Here is a 14,662-nt window from a genome sequence, read left to right on the forward strand (position 1 = left end):
CCCGTTACATGACCCCGACACCTCTATTGCGGAGGCGTCGGGGTCGTTTTTAATTCGTGATCCGGATAAAGTCGACTTTGACCGTACCAGTCGCCGTCAGCGGATCGAATCGCAGCTGCTTGATGCTGCCCGTCCAGCCGGCGACCGCCCCCATATCCGCGACATACTCCATATAATCGCTGGTGGCCAATAGCGGAATTGTGACTGACTTCGCCGCGTTCCAAGTCGTATCCGTCGTCGTCGTAAAGAAAATTTGCGCCGTCGTATTCGTCGATAAGTTCTGCAATCGGATGCGGACGTAACGGTTGATCAAGGCATTATCGATCGCCAGATTGTCGGGAGAGTAAATATAGGGATCGGTTCCCCCGGAGGTTAGGTTCAAGCTGCCGCCCGACACCGTCATCGACGAGATCTGGTTACCGGTGGTCCAGCCTTCGGCATTCGAGTCGGTTGCGAATTCCCAGCTCTTGCTCGCGCCGGAGCCAAGCGATGTTACCTGGATATAATCGACGCTCATCGTGCCGCTCTTGGAGATCGGATCCAGGCGCAGCTGCTTGATCGAACCGGTCCAATTCGGATTCACGCCCAAGTCCACCACGTAAGTCGTATAATCGGACGCATTTTCCTTCGTGGCGAACAATACCGACTTCGACGCGCTCCAGGCGGTGTCCGTCGTCGTCGTGAAGAAGAGCTGCGCCATCGGGTCGTTCGTGTTGTTCTTCAGGCGGATTCTCAAATAGCGATTGGCTGCCGGACTGTTCAGGTTGTCCGCGGAGACGATATAGGGATCGCTTCCGCTGCTCGTCAGCGTCAGAACGCCTCCGGATACGGTGCCGGCAATTTGGTTGGCCATCGTCCAGTTTTCCAGATTGCCGGCCGTGCCGAAGTCCCATTGCAATCCATAGTTCGTATAGGCGATCGACGGCGTCCAGCTGACCGCGTCGGATGCGTTGTTTCCCGCCGAACCGGCGGACACCTCGAATCTCAACTCGTCGCCCGCGCCCACCGCTATCCCGTCCAATATCGCTTCATAACCGGTCCGATCCCCCGCGGCAACCGACTGATCCGCGGCGGACGGCCAGATTCGCGTCCCGTTCTTGGCAATGCGGACGACAACGCCGTCTCCGCCTTCCTCCGCCTTCAGCACCCGCGCGCGCAAGCTGACGGTCCCTTGGATCGGCGCCGTCCATACCCGTGCGACCTTGCAGTTCGCGCAAGCCGAAGGCTGAAGCTCGAACGCGGAAACGCTTGGGAAGGCTGTCGCAGCGGACGGCTGCCACTGCTTTTTCGCAGTGTCGTAATAAGCAAGATTCGTCCAGGACGCGCCATCGTAAGCTTTGGACGTCCAATTGCCCAAACCTTGCGTCGCGCCGAAGCTCGCCGATGCGTGCGCGATGGCGGAGGCCGACTTGATCGGCTGGTTGTTCGAGACGGAGAAGCCGCTGTAGTCCGCGCCATCCTCGTACAGGAACGCGTTCGCCTCGTGGTAGAGATTGTCCCGGATCGTGCCGGTCGGCGTGTCCGACGTCCCCGCCCGGCGGAACGATCCGCTGCCGTTTTGTACGAACGTATTGCCGGCTGCCGTCGTGTTGAGCTCAAAGCCCAGCCCCGGATGAATGGCCAGGAACGAGATTCCCGCTCCTGCGTTGCCCGCAAAGTAGTTTTCGCTGATGTTCACGCGATTGGTGCAGCATTCGAAATCGAAAGCCACCATATCCGGCGAAGAAGTGTGAGGCACGTTCGTGAACGAGTTGTTGAAAATATTCGCATCGTACACGCCGGCCAGGTAGATGGCAGCCGTGCCCGTATCGGAGTGACAACCCGCGTCCCCGTCGATTCTCGAATCGATCAGCGTCAGGTAGCGTACGTCCGTGATCCGCATCCCGTCGTCGCACCCCGTCGCGCCGCTCCCTCCCGCGTCGTTCTGATGGAAGTTCAGCTTTCTCATCACGACCTGTTCGGCCGCTTTATAACCCGTAACGGACGAATAGGAGCCGTTGTACCAATCGATTGAGATCGTATCAAGGTTGCGGCTTCCTTCGATATCCTCGAACAGCACGTTTTTGACGATCGGCGCCGATGCGCTGTGGGAATCGTCAAACGTCTTGGAAGTAAATTCGATGCCGGCCGAGTTCCATACCGCGTCGCCGGTAACGTCGTTGCCGCTTCCCGAGCCCTGGTGAATGCCTTTGATATCGTGCAAATAGAGATCCTTGAAGACGAGCCCTTCATGTCCCGCCGTAGAGAAGCTGACGACGATACCTGCGCCGGCCCGGCCGATCTCCAGCCCGCCGATCGTCCAGTAGCTCGGGTTCGTCAGCGAGATCGCTCTGTCCGATTCCAGGCCGTTGCGAACAATCTTCGGTTTTGCACCGGAGCCGTACGCGCCCAGCACGATCGGATTCGCAGACGTTCCTGTGCCCGAGAGCGTCATCCGCTCGTTCCACGTCGCCCCTTTGGCGAGCAGAATCTGATCTCCCGCTGCAAAAGCGCCATGGCTGTTGACCGGCGCGAAGCTGCACCAGGGAGCCGACGCCGACGTCCCGGCGCCGGCATCCGAGCAAGCGCTTCCACTTTGATTGTTGACATAGTAGCTTGCGGCCGAAGCGCTGGACGATCCTAAAAGCAGCAGGCCCGCAGCCGCGGCAAACGCCAGCAGGAGCGCATATCCGAGCTTGCCGAACGGTTTGCCCATCGAATGGTTCATGACGATTCCTCGCTCTCTTTTCATGGATAAAAAAAACCGGAGCGCTCCATTAGCCATAGCTGCTTCGAAGACTCCGGTACGATGGGGCGAGAGCAAACGCAGGCGCCGCCTGTCGCTTGCGGTCTTCCGGTTACTTCGCGTTTTTGTCGATCAGCGCCTGAACCTCGCCGAGCGCCTTGTCGATCGTTTTGTTGCCGAGCAGAATCTTGGGCAGCGCGTCCTGGAACAGCTTGATGCCCGCTTCGTCTCCCGGCGTATGCTCGACGATAAAGCCGTTTTCGGCCGCCTCCGCGTAGGCGCCCATAATCTTGTCGCCCTCGGGAGGCGTGTACCCCTTCGTGCTCGGCACGACGTCGCTGTCGGCCAGCTGCTGGAACGTCGTCTCCGACGTCAGGAACTTGGCCAGCTTGATCGCGGCTTCCTGATGCTTCGTCTTCGCCGATACCGCGACGATGTTCGAGGCGCCGCCGAGCGTGCGGCTCGGTTCGATGCCCTTCCAGGCCGGAAGCGCGTAAGCGCCGAGCTCGACGCCCTTCGGCATGTTTTCCTGCAAATATTGAACGAAATTTTCCGGCACGACCATGTACTGCGCCATCTTCTGCTGAACGAACAGCGCCTGCGTCTCGTCGATCCCGTTCGTCATGCCCGCCGGGTCGAAGGTGCCGTCGTCCCACAGCTGCTTCAGCTTCTGAACCGCTTCCACGAATCCCGGATCCGTCACCTTCGCCTTGCCCGTCAGGAAGTCGTCGGTCGTGACGTCTCTCGTCGACTGATCGAGCAGGAAACGCAGCCACCAGTCTCCCCAACCGACTTTGTTGGCGTAGGACATCGGGATGAGGCCCGCTTCCTTGAGCTTTTTGTTGTTGGACTCGAACGCGTCCCATGTCTGCGGAGCCGTCAGTCCGAGCCCGTCGAAGAGCGTCTTGTTGTAGACAACGACGACGCTGACCGCACCGAACGGAACGCCCCATACGTGATTCGCCGCATCGACTTCCGAAGTCAGACCCGAGTTCATATTGGTCACGAGCACGGGATTGATCGTATCCCCCCACTTGTCTGCCTTATCGTAGGCGGGCGTCTGGAACGCGTCCTTGAGGTCCAGTATGTCGTTCGTCTTGATCAGAGACTCGAACGTAACCCCTTGGGTGCCGAATACGTCCGGCAGCTCGTTGGACGCGGTCAGCGTCTTGATTTTGTTGTTGTAGGCATCGCCTGCGGCCACATATTCGTAATCGACCTTAATGCCGGGATTCTCGTCCTCGAATTTCTTGAGCAGCTCCGGCTTCAAATAAGACCACCAGGAAATGAATTTTAATGTTACGTCCTCTTCGGCCGCCGCGCTCCCGCTTGCCTTCGCGCTCGGCGCGGCTCCGGACGCGGCGGCGTCCTCGCCGTTCTTGCCGCTTCCGCAGCCCGTCAGCGCACCCGTCATTCCCAAGAGCAGCGACAGCGCGAGCAGCGTTCCCCTCTTCTTCATGCAATCTCCTCCATAGGTCGTTTGAACACGAGCCTATCGTAGCATCGCCCTTGGCGGCTGAGAACTCGACAGCCTTCGGAATGATTGCTCTTTTTTCGGATAACCCGCTTCCCGCGATCTTCCCGTCTCCTTCAAATCTTGCGTATACCTCTCCAGCTCTCCCGGTATTCAAGCGGCGTGCAGCCGACCTTGCTCTTGAACACCTTCGTGAAATGCGCCGGCGTCGCGTATCCGACCTTTTCGCAGATTTCGAACGAAGGCTTGTTCGTCTCGCGCAGCAGCTTCTTCGCCCTTTCCATCCGTACCTGGATGACGTAATCGACGAACTTCACGCCCATATGCTGCTTGAACTGCTCGCTCAGATAAGTGGGGTACAGACCGACGACGTCCGCCACTTCTGCCAGCGTCAGATCGCTTTGATAATGCTCGTGAATGTAGTTGACGGCATCGGTAATAAAGGTTGGCTTGATCTGCCGGGCATGCTCCCGAACAAGGCTCGACAACGCAGCAAGCTTGTGCCGCACTTCGCGCTCGAGCATGCTCCATGTCGGACAACGCCGCAGTTCTTCCAGCAGCTTGCCCAGATCGGCAGTTCCCGGTTCGCCCGTCCGCACGACGCCCTTGGCTTCCAGCATGCTTCCCACTCGAAGAAAAAGCCGGAGCACGATATCCAATAGAACCTCGGGATGAATGCCCGCTTCGTACAGATCGTCCATGAAGACGCCAAGCTCCTTCTCCAGCGTCTCGGCGTCGCCCAGCATCGTGGCCGTTACGACCTTGTGGAAAGCGTCCGGCTGCACGTTCCACTGGCGCTGAAGGCGCTGCGAAGCTTCATAGTCGATCACCCCGCCCGTACCGATTGTCAGCCGCGCCCGCAGCGCGGCTTGAACCTCCAGCAGCAGCTTCGGCATGTCGGAGAACCTCTCCGCCCCCGAGCTGACGCCGATCGTGACCGGATATTGGACGTGCGAGGATAAAATCGCAAGTAATTGCTTAAGCGCATCCATCATCTCGCTCTCCCGCTCTCCTTCTCCCGTCGGCACGAAAAACAGCAGGACGACGAAGTCGTCTTGCCCTTGCCAGGCGGTACCTCTAACGAGGTCTTGCTGAAAGAGCGCTTCTTCCGCCATTTTGCGGACAAAATACTGGAACAGCATCCGATCCGCCTGCCGGAAGCGGCCGTCGGCCTTCTCGTCGATCGCCACGCCGGCTGCGAAAAAGCGGAACGCCCCTTCCGCAATGCCGAAGCCGTTCTCCAGGAATGCGCGAGCCTCGGGCGCAACGCCCGGATTATGATGGAACAAGGCGTTCAGCAGATGATCCTGATGAATGGACGCAATCATCGGAGACTCCCGCTTGCCTTCATTCGCGATGGCCGCAAGCTTTTTCTGCTGCCGGATCCGCTCCAGCACTTCTTGCAGCTCATTCTTGATGAGCGGCTTAAGCAAATAATCGACCGCTCCCTCGCGCATCGACCGCCTGACATAATCGAACTCGCCGTAACCGCTCATGACGACCGTCTGAATATGCGGGCACAGCCGGGCCAGCTCGGCGATCAGATCCAGACCGTCTTTGCCGGGCATGCAAACATCCGTAATGAGCACGTCGACGTCGGCGCCCTCCCGAAGGCAGTATGACAAAGCCTCTTCTCCGTCCGAACAGGACGCGACGATCTCGTCCGACGCCTCCATCTGCCGGATGATATAAGCCAGACCTTGCCGAATGAGCTTCTCATCGTCCGCGATTACGATCTTCATGCGGACTCGTCCCTCCTTTCTCCGGGAACGGTGAGCCTCACGACCGTTCCGATATTCGGCTGGCTTGAGAGCTCGATCCCGTATGGCTGGCCCCATTGCAGCCGAATTCGATTGTGTACGTTGACAAGACCGACCGAGTCTCCCCCGCTCCCCCCGATTTGCAGCAACCGGTTCAATTCGTTCAGCCGTTCGTTCCCGATCCCGGCCCCGTCGTCGACGATCTCGATCGACGCTCCCTGATCCGCGGCGCAGACCCGGACGCGGATCGTCGCGCTCCGCGGCGCCTTCAAAGGCGCGAAGCCGTGCTTGAAGCAATTTTCGACGATCGTCTGAAGGGACAGCTTGGGAACCTGCGCGCCCTCCGCTCCCGCGGCGATCTCCCAATAGACCCGCAGCGTGCCGTCGAACCTGATCTCCTGCAGAAGCAAATATTGCTTGAGCAGCATGATCTCCGTCCGGATCGGAACGAGCGTCTCGAACTCGGTGGCGGCCCGGAACAGCACGCCAAGCGCGCGCGCCATCTCCGCCGCTTCCGAGGACCGCTGCATCTCGGCGACCATGCTGATCGCCTCGAGCGTGTTGTACAGGAAGTGCGGATTTATCTGCGCGTGCAGCGCCCTCAGCTCCGCTTCCTTGTGGGCCAGATCGGACAAATAGACATGATCGATCAACGTTTGCAGCTGTCCGGACATCGAATTGAAGCCTTGCGCCAGCTCCGCCGCCTCGTCCTTTCCCCGTACCTTGACTCTCGTATGGAGAAAGCCTTTCTCCATTTTGCGCATCGCGTTGCGAACGGACCGGATCGGCCTCACGATGCCGAGCGCAAGCATAAAGGCGACCAGTATGGAGAAGAGCACGCATAACGCTCCGGCCGCGAGCATCCAGAAGCGTACCGCGCGAATATTTTCCGTCAACGCGCGATAAGGCAAGTAAGCGGCGAGCGACCACTCCGATTGCTGCGGGGAGGCGTAGGTGACCAGCGTGCCGCCTTCTTCGAACGGAAGGTTCAGCGACCGGATCCGCGCGGGCGACAGCTCGAAGGCGTCGTTCTTCCAGCGCCCTGTCTTGTCGTAGACCGGAAGCCGGCGATCCCACAGGGCGATGATATCCTGCTGCGGCAGCTGAGCGCCGGCAATCATCCCTTCGAGACCTTCCGTTCCGATGCTCAGCACGATAGCGCCGAGAAAGCGGTGAGACGGATCGTTCACTTTGCGGATCAGATAGATCGGTTCCTTGTCCGCCTCCTTCTCCACGATCCATTCTCTCCCGGAGGCGAGAAGCCGTTCCTCCATCCCCTCCAGCCGAGAAATGGAGATACGTTCGTCAGAGCGATGGCTGGCGAACAGCTCCCCGGAAGCCGTGTAGAGATAGACGGATTCCAGATCGCGCTTCTGGTTGAGCAAGTCGTTCAGGTAATGGTCGATTCGCTGCGCCTGCATGTAGGCTTCCATGGAACCCGGCACGGTCTCCCCTGCCGCTCTCCGCTTCAAAATGCGAAGCAGATTGCGATCGTCGTCCAGCTGCGTATCCTCCGTCATGACCGAAGCGGCAAGACGGACCAGATCGGTGAAATAAGCGTCGACCTCCGAATTCAGGAGCCGCACCGTCCGCTCGATCGAGACGGAAACTTCCTTTTCCATGCTTTGTTTAAACAAGTAATAGGCCACGGAAGAGACCAGCAGCGTAGGGAGAACGATTAACAGGATGTACGTGCCCAGAAGCCTCTTGACCAACGCTCTCCCTCCGGTCTGTCGCCTTTATCCTTTTACGGCGCCTTCGGACAATGCTTGTACGAAATACTTTTGCAGAACGACATATACGAGAATAACGACGATCGACGTAATGACCATGCCGGCGAATACCGGACCGAAGCCGTACACGTACTTTTTGGATGCCATCTGGGCCATGCCGACCGCGATCGTGTACATCTTCGGATTCGTATTGGAGATGAATGCCCACATGTACTCCGACCACACGCCGATGAATTGCAGAATGCAGAGCGTAGCTACCGTCGGCATCGTGAGCGGCAGCAGAATCCGGCAGAACGTCCGCCATTCCCCGCACCCGTCGATCTTCGCCGATTCGCTAAGCTCGTTCGGCAGTCCCGCGAAGGCGGATTGCATCAACAGAACGCCCATCGGCACGATGGATGCGATGTAGGGGCCGATCATCCCGGCATACGTATTGAGAAGGCCCAGGTCCCGGTTGATAAAGAACACGGGAAGCAGCAGAACGGGGGAAGGAACGAACAGCACGAGCGCGAATAGAATCTGAAGCGATCGACGCCCCCTGAACCGGATCTTGCCGAACGCATAGCCTGCCACGATGCACACGGACACCCCGCCGACCAGGCTTGCCAGCGTTACGAGCACCGTATTCGCGTAATACGTGGCGAAGTTCGCCTGCTTCCAGGCCGTTCCGTAATTTTCCCATATATACCGTCCGGGCAGTCCCCATTGGTTCCCGAAAAAATCGGCGTCCGTCTTCAGCGACTGCAGCACGACCCATAGAAGCGGATAGAGCGACGTTGCGGCGAAGAGAGCGACGATGGCCGTCATCCATGTACGCTTGATCATCCCTCTTGCCCTCCCGTCCGCTCGTTCGTCCCATTCCGGGACCTGAGAATCAAGCCGACCAAACCGACCATCGCGGTGACGATCACGAACACCATGAACGCGACGGCATTGGCGTAGCCGTAATGATTCTCTTGAAATCCGAGCTTGTAGACAAGCGTGGAAGCGATCTCCGTAGAGCCGATCGGTCCCCCCTGCGTCATAATCCAGACGATGTCGAACGAACGGAAATCGTTGGCGATCGATATAATTGACAATAACATAATTGTCGGAAGCATAAGCGGCAGAATAATATGCCAAATAGACCTTATTCCGGTGCATCCGTCGATCTTCGACGCTTCTAGCAATTCTTTGGGAATTTTAAGCAGACTGCCGAGCAGAATCAGCATATCGAAGGGAATCGTTCTCCATACCCATACGAGGATTACGGATAACAGCGATGTATCCTGACTGCCTAGCCAGACGCGCTGCCAGGAATCGAGGCCGACCGCCGCCAGTAATTGGTTCAGCATCCCGATCGTCGGCTCGAAGATCAGAGACCAGATTACGGCGGACACCGCCAGAGGAATGATATAGGGGAGGAAAAGCACGACGTTGAACCATTTCCAGGCGAACACGCCGCGAAACAAGAAATAGGCGAGCGCGAAAGCGACGCTCATCGAGACCACAAGCTCGACGGCCATAAGGATCAGATTATGGCCCATCGCCTCATAGAACCGGGAATCCCGGAACCCCGCGGCAAAATTGCCAAAACCGATTAAGTCGCTGAGCGGTCCGACGCCGTCGTAATCGTAAAAACTCATTTGAAGCGATTTGATGAGCGGAAATACCAGGTACAGCACGAAAAAAAATAGTGCCGGAAAAATCATTGCGTACGCCAGCAATTGCTTCTTGTCAGCCCGTCCGGGAAGCATGGAAATCACCCTTCTCTCAAAGTGACTTCAGTATAAGCTCGCCTCCCGGCGCCAACAACGATACAGCTTTCTGATCCATTGCGTATTTTTCGGATTGGCCGGCCTGATCCTTCCGCCGGTTGCCGCTCGAGCCGCGGACGCTTGGAGACGTGCGCTTGGAGACGATGCGCTTGGAGACGGTGCGCACGGCACCGATCCATTTATGTCTGCCTTCTTCCCCTCGCGCTGCGCTTCATCCCGCGGATCCGCCGCTTGGCGTCTGCGTCAACCCGGTAGGACTCGACGATTTTCTGGAGCGACTTGTTGAACGTGAAGTCGTCGAGCCCGCAGCCCGCCAGATAGGCCTCCGTCCGCTCCGGGAACTTGACGTAGCACATCGAGACCGCCCAGGCGACCGCCATCTTCACATAGTAGCCCTCATGCGACACCCCGTCCAACAACTGAAGCACGTCGTCCACGTAAATGTCGTCGATAAAGTGTTCGAGAAGCATAACGACGCCGAAGCGAATGTCGTATTCCCGCCCCGACTTGAGATAGGGTCGAATAAACGCCCATACGGCCGCCTGGTTAAGGCGCGCAAACTTCAGTCCGAGGCAGAACCGATCGCATACCGACCAATTGTCGATTTTAGGCACGAAATCCGCCATGTACCGAAGCCGTTCCTCCGGCTCCATGTCGGCGTATCCGATGATCATCGCCTGCAGCATGATTTCTTCGAAAAAGTCGTTTTCGGCCGCTTCGAGCCACGTCCGCCAGTCCCCTCGCGCCGCTGCGAGCGCGATTCGCCGCAGTGCCGGCAGGCGGACGCCCATCAAGTTGTCGATGTTCGGAATGAGCGACGACGCGAACTTTTGATAGCCAGGCTCCGCCAATGCCTCCAGCTGCTCTCTTACGGATGGACCGTTCATATCAGGCATCAGGCACCCCCTCATTTGCGCGTATCGCGATGTTCCAGACCCCCATCATAGCGCAATGCCCGCAGGATGAGACCCAAGGTTGAATAGAACCGCAAGATATTAAAATGAATGGTCCGGCTCAAGTCCCGCCTCGCTTTTGCCGCCCGACTTGGGCGCCGTCGTCGACGACCGCACGATAAGCCGCGTCGGAATGCGAACCATGGTCCGCTCCTGATGGGGATCCGCGAACAACGACAGCAGGCGACCGGCTGCTTCGTAACCGATCGTCTCCCCCTGCTGAGCCACGCAAGTCGGCGGGATCCGGGCGGCGTCGGCATGGTCGTAGTCGTCGAAGAAGACGACCGACAGATCGTCGGGCACGCGCATGCCGGCCGCTTCCGCGGCGTGCAGCGCCATCTGGCCGATGCTCTCATTGACGGCGAACAAGGCGGTCACATTTGAAGAGCCCGCTAGAAAAGCCGCGATCGCATCCTGCTCCGCCCGCTCCAGCACCAAGTTGCGGTCCAGCACGACGCCGTAGTCGTTCAGCGCCTGGCGGAAGCCTTCCAACCGCTCCTCCAGGCTTGTCGTTCCTTCGTAGGGCGTCGTCACGAAGCCGATCCGCCGATGGCCGAGACGCAGCAGATGCTCCGTAGCCTCGTACGCCCCCGCGATATGATCCGAGCAGACGCAGTGGGTCGGCACGCCGCGCACGTAACGGTCGATAACGACGATCGGGTACCGGTCGAGCGTAAGCCGCAGCATTTCCTCGCTGTACGTCCTTCCTTCGGCCGGGTAGACGATCAAGCCGCGCGCGCCGGCCCGCAGCGCCTCCTGCAGCTTGACCTCCTCGATTTCCTGGGAGTCGCCCGTCGTCAGCAGCATCATTCTGTACGGAGAGGGCTCAAGCGCCCGTTCCACGCCGGCGAGCAGGCTGTTCGTCAGCATCCCCCACAGCCTCGGCAAGATGACAGCCACCGTCTGCAGCTCTCGTTCGTCCGAGGTTCCCTTTCCCAAAGCGTACTTGGCCCGCTCGCCCGCCCCCGGTTCCTCCGAGACGAAGCTGCCTCTGCCTTGTATGCGAAAAACGACGCCCTCTTCCACCAGCTTGTCCATGGCGCCGCGAATCGTAATTCTGCTGACGTCGAACTGCTTGCAGAGCTGATTCTCGGATGGCAGCCGCTTGCCCGGCTTCCATTTGCCCGAACGGATCTGATCGCGCACGTAGGACTCGATCTGGGCGTACAGAGGCGTCCGCTTGCTGCTCGGACGTGCCTGATCGTCCGCTTGTTCCTTGCCTTCCACGAGCACCCCTCCCCTCAAAAGTATGACTTTTATACAACTTTATTATCGCATCGTTCAGCTAACCGGTTTACAACAATGTCGAGCAAAGTTATGATTCGATTATAACAAGCATTTGCAATCTTGTATATTTGTATTAGGAGGTAAGCACGATGAAAAAAATGGTCGCGCACATTGTTTCTCACACGCATTGGGACCGCGAATGGTATATGCCCTACGAGCGACACCACGTCAGGCTGATCGAGCTGATGGACGTGCTGCTCGATACGCTCGAGCGCGATCCCGACTATCGGAGCTTTCATCTGGACGGCCAGACGATCATCCTGGACGACTATCTCGAAGTGAGGCCCGAGATGCGCGAGCGCCTGACCCGGCTTATTCGCGAGGGACGAATCCTGATCGGCCCCTGGTATGTGCTGCAGGACGAATTCCTGACAAGCGCCGAGGCGAATGTGCGCAACTTGCTCGTCGGCCATCACGATGCCGCCCGCTACGGTCCCGTTGCGAAAATCGGGTATTTCCCCGATTCCTTCGGCAATATGGGTCAGGCGCCTCAGCTCATGCGCCAGGCCGGAATCGCGAACGCAATCTTCGGACGGGGCGTCAAGCCGACCGGCTTCAACAACGCCGTCTCCGATTCCGCGGCTTACGAGTCCCCCTTTTCCGAGATGATCTGGCGATCGCCGGACGGCTCGGAGGTGCTAGGCATTCTGTTCGCCAATTGGTACAACAACGGGATGGAAATTCCCGTCGATCCCGATGCAGCCCGCGTTTACTGGGACGCCAAGCTGAAGGAAGCCGAGCGTTTTGCATCCACGCCGCAGCTGCTGTTCATGAACGGATGCGATCACCAGCCTGTGCAGACCGACTTGGCAGCTGCGCTCCGCACGGCCCGCGATCTGTATCCCGGCTATGAATTCGTGCATAGCGACTTGCCTTCGTACGTGGCGGCCGTCGAGCGCGCCTCCGCACGCGAACTGACCGTCGTCGAAGGCGAGCTGCGCAGCCAGCGTACGGACGGCTGGTTCACGCTGGCGAATACCGCCTCCAGCCGCGTGTATATCAAGCAGGCCAACGCCAAAGGCCAAATCCTGCTCGAGCGGCTCGCGGAGCCTGCGGCCGCGATCGCTGCAACGCTCGGCATGCCTCATCCGACGCCGCTCCTCGTCCATGCCTGGCGGACGCTCATGCAAAACCATCCGCACGACAGCATCTGCGGCTGCAGCGTAGACGAAGTGCACGCGGAGATGATGACCCGCTTCGCCAAAAGCCGCCATATGGCGGAGCCGATCGTCGAGCGAAGCATCGCCCACATCGCGTCGAGTATCGACACCGCCCGGTTCGCGGGCGATGCGCACGTGCCGTTCGTCGTGTTCAACTTCGCCGGCGCCGCGCGTTCCGGGACCGTCTCCGTCGAACTCGATGTCGCCCGCCGTTCGTCCGCGGACATCGGTCCGGCTGCAGCCTACGCGGACATGGAGCTCATCCGGGTCGGCGCCGGCGCCGTCATCGACCATGAGGGCAGACCGGTGGATGCCGAGATCGAGGATCTCGGCGTCCGGTTCGGCTACGAGCTTCCCGACGACAAGTTCAGGCAGCCGTACATGGCGAGACGAATCCGCGTCACCCTTAGCGCGGACCATGTGCCTTCCCAAGGATATCGGACCTATGCTTGGCGTTCAGAGGATGACGCTGTCGCCGCGCCGGTCGCGGCTGCGGTCGAGCAGGAGAAAGCAGTGGACGCCTCGCCGGCGGGTCTCTCGCTGGAAAATGAATATATAGCCGTTGCCGTCGAGCCTAACGGAAGCTTGTCGCTGACGGACAAAGAGACCGGAGAAGTTTATCGCGACCTCGGCGTTTTTGAAAATACGGGCGATATCGGCAATGAATATGTGTATGTGCAGGACGGCGAGCGCAAGACGCTCACGACGGATACGCTGAAGGCCGAGGTGCGGCTCGTCTCGCGCAGCGCCTGGCGTACGACGGTCGAGATCGTCCATCGCTGGGAGATCCCCGCGGAAGCGGATGTCCTGCTGCAGCGCGAGCGCACGACGATGACGTTCCTCCCGGACCGCAAGGCCGGCAGGTCGGCGCGTACGGTGCCCCTCGTCATTACGACGCTCGCCACCGTCGAGCGCGGCGTCAAAGCCTTGATGCTTAAGGTACGCTACGAAAATCACGCCAAGGATCACCGCCTGCGCATGCGGTTCCCGACCGATGCGGCGGCATCCGGCGTTCACTATGCCGACTCGATCTTTGAGATCGCCGAGCGTCCGAACGAGCCCGCCGGGGAATGGCGCAATCCGAGCAACGCGCAGCATCAGCAGGCGTTCGCCGCACTGGACCACGGCAAGCGCGGGCTGGCCGTAGCCAATATCGGGCTGAACGAGTACGAGGCGCTTCGCGACGGCCGCGGTACGCTCGCCGTGACGCTGCTCCGCGCAGTCGGCGAGCTCGGCGATTGGGGCGTGTTTCCGACGCCGGAGGCGCAGTGCCCGGGCTCGCAAGAAGCGGAGCTTGCGATCATTCCTTACGCCGGCGCCGACGGACGTTATGCGGCAGCCCAGGAAGCGTACGCCTTCCAGGTGCCCTGGCTCGCCGTTCAAACGGATGCTCATGCCGGCTCGCTTCCGGCCGTGTACAGCCCGCTCTCCTGGACGGGCGAGCGCCTGGCGCTGACCGCTTTCAAACGAGGCATTCAGGGCGAGGATTGCTTCTACCGCTGGTTCAATATGAGCGGCGCGTCTTCATCGCTTGCGCTGCGAGCGGAACCGGATTCGGAATGGTATTTGAGCAACGTGCTGGAAGAAGAGCTGGGCAAGCTTGTCCCCGATGCGGACGGCATTGTGCGCGTTGACGTGCGTCCCTGCGAGATCGTTACGATCGGCCGCCGACTTTCATAACGCACTAACGCAATAACTCAGTAACGCAAAAACGCATATAACCACCTCCGGCCCCTTGATGCGGCCGCCCGACAGATCTGACGATCCGGGCGGCCGCTTTTTGTGCGTCGGGACGATCCGAACGAACATACGG

9 protein-coding genes are annotated in these 14,662 nt (G+C 59.5%); 1 reads left to right on the forward strand and 8 read right to left on the reverse strand.

The genetic code is table 11. From position 1 onward, the window contains the following. Window positions 1–49: 49 nt before the first annotated feature. From KB449_RS20150 to KB449_RS20185, 8 genes are all read right to left on the reverse strand, one after another. Window positions 50–2,707: a hypothetical protein gene (locus tag KB449_RS20150; protein WP_282910074.1), complete on the reverse strand. Its 2,658-nt coding sequence runs from the start codon at window positions 2,705–2,707 to the stop codon at window positions 50–52. A gap of 130 nt (window positions 2,708–2,837) precedes the next feature. After that, window positions 2,838–4,184, reverse strand: a complete 1,347-nt coding sequence (locus KB449_RS20155; protein WP_282910075.1) for an extracellular solute-binding protein — start codon at window positions 4,182–4,184, stop codon at window positions 2,838–2,840. A gap of 131 nt (window positions 4,185–4,315) precedes the next feature. Beyond that, window positions 4,316–5,941 (reverse strand): response regulator, encoded by a 1,626-nt coding sequence (locus KB449_RS20160; RefSeq protein ID WP_282910076.1) that lies wholly within the window; start codon window positions 5,939–5,941, stop codon window positions 4,316–4,318. Next, window positions 5,938–7,674 carry a cache domain-containing sensor histidine kinase gene (locus tag KB449_RS20165; RefSeq protein WP_282910077.1) on the reverse strand — a complete coding sequence of 579 codons (1,737 nt, stop codon included), beginning with the start codon at window positions 7,672–7,674 and terminating at the stop codon, window positions 5,938–5,940. The genes KB449_RS20160 and KB449_RS20165 overlap by 4 nt, the downstream gene beginning before the upstream one ends. A 24-nt stretch (window positions 7,675–7,698) precedes the next feature. After that, window positions 7,699–8,517, reverse strand: coding sequence for a carbohydrate ABC transporter permease (locus KB449_RS20170; RefSeq protein WP_282910078.1), 819 nt, complete (start codon window positions 8,515–8,517; stop codon window positions 7,699–7,701). Further along, entirely contained in the window at window positions 8,514–9,428 is a 915-nt protein-coding gene (locus KB449_RS20175; protein WP_282910079.1) for a carbohydrate ABC transporter permease, read from the reverse strand. The genes KB449_RS20170 and KB449_RS20175 overlap by 4 nt, the downstream gene beginning before the upstream one ends. 200 nt (window positions 9,429–9,628) lie before the next feature. Beyond that, a complete protein-coding gene (locus KB449_RS20180) occupies window positions 9,629–10,336 on the reverse strand; it encodes a DNA alkylation repair protein (RefSeq protein WP_282912872.1) in 708 nt (235 codons plus the stop codon). A gap of 108 nt (window positions 10,337–10,444) precedes the next feature. Further along, window positions 10,445–11,629, reverse strand: coding sequence for a GntR family transcriptional regulator (locus KB449_RS20185; RefSeq protein WP_282910080.1), 1,185 nt, complete (start codon window positions 11,627–11,629; stop codon window positions 10,445–10,447). Between the two features lie 149 nt (window positions 11,630–11,778). On the opposite strand from KB449_RS20185, the gene KB449_RS20190 reads away from it, so the two are divergent. Next, window positions 11,779–14,529, forward strand: a complete 2,751-nt coding sequence (locus KB449_RS20190) for an alpha-mannosidase (protein WP_282910081.1) — start codon at window positions 11,779–11,781, stop codon at window positions 14,527–14,529. The last annotated feature ends 133 nt before the right edge of the window (window positions 14,530–14,662 follow it).

The organism is Cohnella hashimotonis, from assembly GCF_030014955.1.
GTDB classification, from domain to species: Bacteria; Bacillota; Bacilli; order Paenibacillales; family Paenibacillaceae; genus Cohnella; species Cohnella hashimotonis.